This is a genomic window from Rhizobacter sp. P5_C2, from assembly GCF_054049715.1.
In genome coordinates this window covers 1-4,206 of record NZ_JBFULV010000204.1, presented here as the reverse complement: position 1 = coordinate 4,206, position 4,206 = coordinate 1, and the positions used below count along the sequence as shown (strand labels likewise).

Genomic DNA, 4,206 nt, shown 5'->3' with positions numbered 1-4,206 from the left:
GGGTGATGGTGCTGGCAGCTCGTTGCAGCGTCCTGGCAATGGCTCGTGCGCTGCTGCCCTGGGAACTCAGCGCCATGATCACGCCTCGGTCCTCGGCGCTCAATTGTTCGTAGGTTCTTGTCATGCAACGGCTCTCAGGGGGCTGGAGTGTTGCACTTCACCTTTGAAACCGCCGTTACTTTCATTTGGCAAGGCAAATGAAAGTGACTCGCCCGCCGGGGCGAGACCCGGCAGCAGCCTCACGCAGTGATCAGCCCCCGGGAAAAGGGGGAAAGCGGTCATCGTCCGCCCGGGCAGCGCCTCACTCCAGGCCTGGGTTCTGCATCGCCCGCTGATGCCGCTCGATGAACTCCCGATACGTGTCGATGCCGCGCAGCTGCAAGATGGTGTTGCGCACCGCCGCCTCGACCAGCACCGCCAGGTTGCGCCCGGCATCCACCGCGATCACCACCTTGCGCACCGGCACGTTCAGGATGTCCTCGTTGAGCGGCTCGTAGGGCAGGCGCTCGAAGTCGCGGTCCAGCGTCTCCTTGCGCACCAGGTGCACGATCAGCTTCAGCCGCATCTTCCGGCGCACCGCGGTCTCGCCGAAGATCGCCTTGATGTCGAGCAGCCCGATGCCGCGCACCTCCAGCAGGTTCATCAGCAGCTCCGGGCAGCGCCCCTCGAGCGCCGTCTGCGAGGTGCGGAACAGGTCGACCGCGTCATCGGCCACCAGCCCGTGGCCGCGCGAGATCAACTCCAGCCCCAGCTCGCTCTTGCCCAGGCCCGACTCACCGGTCAGCAGCACGCCGACGCCGAGGATGTCCATGAACACGCCGTGGCGCGTCGTGCGCTCGGCAAACAGCTGGCTCAAATAGCCTCGCACCACGTCGATCACGTGGCCGGCCGATTCGTCGGTGACGAACAGCGGGATGTCGGCCCGGTCGCACAGCGCGACCAGCCGGTTCGGCGGAATCTGCTTGTCGGCAACGATCACCACCGGCGGCTCCAGCGTCACGATGCGCTGGATGCGGCGCTCCTGGTCTTCCGGCGACGCATCCTGCAGGTAGGCAACCTCGCGGCGGCCGACGATCTGCACGCGGTACGGGTGGATGTAGTTCAGGTAGCCGACCAGGTCGGCGGCCGATTGCGCGTTGCGCACCGCAGCCTCGTCGAAGCGGCGCTCCGGGTGGGCGTGCCCGGCAATCCATTCCCAGCGCAGCGCCGGGCGGTGTTCCTCGAACAGCGCCTCGGCGCTGATGACCGACGGTTTCACGCGAAGGCCCTGTCGAACCCCGTGGACGGGGTCATGCGACCGACTTCAGCGGTTCCCAATTGGAGATCAGCTCATGGACGCGCGCGGCCGGGGCTTCGCTCTTCAAGCGCTCGCGCAACTCGCGCTCGCTGAGCATCTCGGCGATCTCGGACAGGATCTCGAGGTGGCGCTGCGTCGCGGCTTCGGGCACCAGCAGGAAGATCAGCAGGCTGACCGGCTCGTCGTCAGGGGCGTCGAACGGGATCGGCTGCTGCACGCGCACGACGGCGGCCAGCGGATTCTTCAGGCCCTTGATGCGGCCGTGCGGGATGGCAACCCCGTGGCCCAGCCCGGTGGAACCCAGGCGTTCGCGGGCGAACAGGTTGTCGGTGACGGTGGCACGCGCGATGGCGTGCTGGTTCTCGAACAGCAGGCCCGCATGCTCGAACGCACGCTTCTTGCTGGTGGCCTCCACGTCGATCAGGACGTTGGTCACGGGGAGAATGGCGGCGAGTCGGTTCATCGGCGGGTCACTTCTGGCCTCGGATGGAGGCATTCATTCGGCGATGTGCCACGGCGGTATGCCGCGACAGTCTTAACGGGAAATTATAGAAACCGGGTTGACAGCACGGGGCCGGACTGCGTCGCCAGAGGCCAAATTCTGCACGCGACGCTGCATTGCAGCAACGTGCGGGACCTGTTTGGGGGGTGCGGCGCACCAGGTGCGGGCGAAACCTTGCAGAAATCCAACCGGAAGCGGCACGAAGAACGGCCCTTTCATCAGAACGAAAAAGCGGCCCGCAGGCCGCTTCACGGTCGTTCAGATGCGTCGCGGACTCACAAGGTCGCATCGATCCGCTTGGCAGCCACGTGGTGGTGGTCCTGCAGCTTGTCCTTGTGGCGGCAAACCTGCCGGTCCAGCTTGTCCATCAACTGGTCGATGGCCGCGTAGAGATCTTCATGGCAGTTCTCGACGAAGATGTCCTTTCCCTTGACATGCAGCGTGACTTCAGCCTTTTGCCTGCGTTCCTTCTCCTTCAGCTTCTCGACGGATAGCAGCACGTTGATGTCCACCACCTGGTCAAAATGGCGCGTGATCCGGTCCAGCTTGGTGAGCACATACTCACGCAGGGCCGGTGTCACCTCGAGGTGGTGTCCGCTGATCGTCAAATTCATGAGATCTCCTTTCGCAGGGGTGTGGGGGAAAGCGGGAGGGGGTCGCCGTGAACGGCTGGAGGCGATGCGTGGAGATGCTTGGAAATGCTTCGAAAGGGGTGGACCGGGAGGTCGTTGAAAACAGTGTGCACCCGGACGTGGGGTGTGACAAGCAAAAGACACCCGCAAAACACCGGTATCGGCCCCCCGCACTGGACGCCGCGCCGAAGGCGTGAGAAGGTCGACGTTTTCAGCGATGTGATAATCCTGCGTTGACCTGAACGTCTGCCGGAGCCCTTGCATGCTGAATGTGTTCACGCTGGTCAACGGCCGCCTGTTTCAGGAAGAGATCGCGAGCGCCGACACCCTGGCCCACGTGACGCCGGTGTGGGTCGACCTCGAGGCGCCGACCCCCGAAGAAAAAAGCTGGATCGCCGAGCATTTCGGCGTGACCATCCCCGAGGACGTGGTCGACGACGACCTGGAGGAATCGGCCCGCTTCTATGAAGAAGACAACGGCGAGCTGCACATCCGCTCCGACTTCCTGATCGATGACGACGAAACCCCGCGCAACGTGCGGGTCGCGTTCATCCTGCACAACAAGGTGCTGTTCTCGATCCACGGCGAAGACCTGCCGGTGTTCCGGCTGCTGCGCCTGCGGGCGCGCCGCATCCCGGCGCTGATCGAAGACGCGAAGGACGTGCTGCTGAAGCTCTATGACGCCGATGCCGAGTACAGCGCCGATGCGCTCGAAGGCATCTACGACAGCCTCGAGGCGGTTGGCGCGCGGGTGCTGAAGAAGGAGATCACCGACAGCGACGCCGCGCTGGTGCTGGCCGCGATCGCGCGCGAGGAGGACTTGAACGGCCGCATCCGCCGCAACGTGATGGACACCCGGCGTGCGGTGAGTTTCATGATGCGCAGCCGCATGCTGAACGCCGAGCAGTTCGAGGAATCACGCCAGATCCTGCGCGACATCGATTCGCTGGACAGCCACACCGCGTTCCTGTTCGACAAGATCAACTTCCTGATGGACGCGACGGTCGGCTTCATCAACATCAACCAGAACAAGATCATCAAGCTGTTCTCGGTGGCAAGCGTCGCGCTGCTGCCGCCGACGCTGATCGCGAGCATCTACGGGATGAACTTCAAGGCGATGCCGGAGCTGGACTGGTCGCTCGGCTACCCGTACGCGCTGGTGTTGATGGCGCTCAGCGTGATCGCCCCGTTCTGGTACTTCCGCCGCAAGGGCTGGCTCTGATTCTTCTCAGGCCGCGCACTCGAGGGTGAACTGCATCACCCCTGTGTTGCCGGTCTCGAAGGCGGCCTCGCAGTACGCGAGGTAGAACTCCCAGGTGCGCATGAAGCGGGTGTCGAAGCCCAGGCGGCGCACGCCTGCATCTTCAGCAAGGAAACGCTCGCGCCAGCGGCGCAGCGTTTCGGCATAGTCCCCGCCGAACGACAGCTCGTTGACGACCCGCAAACCCGCGCGCGCCGCCGCGGCGCGGAAGGCCTGCGGGCTCGGCAGCAGGCCGCCGGGGAAGATGTACTGCTGGATGAAATCGGTCGAGCGCACGTAGCGCTCGAACAGGTCGTCGCGGATCGTGATGCTCTGGATGCAGGCCCGGCCGCCCGGCTTCAGCTGGCGGCGCAGCATCGCGAAGAAGCCGGGCCAGTACGCGCGGCCAACCGCCTCGAACATCTCGATCGACACGACGRCATCGAATGGCCCGTCGTCGATGTCGCGGTAGTCCTGCAAGCGCAGCTCGCCCGGCAGGCCGGCCTGCGCCAGCCGGCGCTGCCCCCACTCGAGC

6 protein-coding genes are annotated in these 4,206 nt (G+C 64.8%); 1 reads left to right on the top strand and 5 read right to left on the bottom strand.

The window, feature by feature from the left end:
* The 4 genes from ACXJLU_RS32865 to hpf form a co-directional block, all read right to left on the bottom strand.
* Positions 1-124, bottom strand: a 124-nt coding sequence (locus ACXJLU_RS32865) for a helix-turn-helix domain-containing protein (RefSeq protein ID WP_457337928.1), incomplete at its 3' end; no start/stop codon positions are given.
* A 177-nt stretch (positions 125-301) separates the two neighbouring features.
* A complete protein-coding gene (hprK, locus tag ACXJLU_RS32860; protein ID WP_457337927.1) occupies positions 302-1,258 on the bottom strand; it encodes an HPr(Ser) kinase/phosphatase in 957 nt (318 codons plus the stop codon).
* Between the two features lie 31 nt (positions 1,259-1,289).
* The gene (locus tag ACXJLU_RS32855; protein WP_047501831.1) at positions 1,290-1,760 is read right to left on the bottom strand and encodes a PTS sugar transporter subunit IIA; all 471 of its coding nucleotides are present in this window, start codon (positions 1,758-1,760) and stop codon (positions 1,290-1,292) included.
* Between the two features lie 314 nt (positions 1,761-2,074).
* Positions 2,075-2,413 (bottom strand): ribosome hibernation-promoting factor, HPF/YfiA family, encoded by a 339-nt coding sequence (gene hpf / locus ACXJLU_RS32850; protein ID WP_047501829.1) that lies wholly within the window; start codon positions 2,411-2,413, stop codon positions 2,075-2,077.
* 280 nt (positions 2,414-2,693) lie between these two features.
* Here hpf and corA point away from each other — a divergent pair, with 280 nt between their 5' ends.
* Positions 2,694-3,653 carry a magnesium/cobalt transporter CorA gene (gene corA / locus ACXJLU_RS32845; RefSeq protein WP_073462410.1) on the top strand — a complete coding sequence of 320 codons (960 nt, stop codon included), beginning with the start codon at positions 2,694-2,696 and terminating at the stop codon, positions 3,651-3,653.
* Positions 3,654-3,659: 6 nt separating this feature from the next.
* Here corA and ACXJLU_RS32840 read toward each other — a convergent pair.
* On the bottom strand, positions 3,660-4,206 hold a 547-nt coding region (locus ACXJLU_RS32840; RefSeq protein WP_457337926.1), incomplete at its 5' end, for a class I SAM-dependent methyltransferase.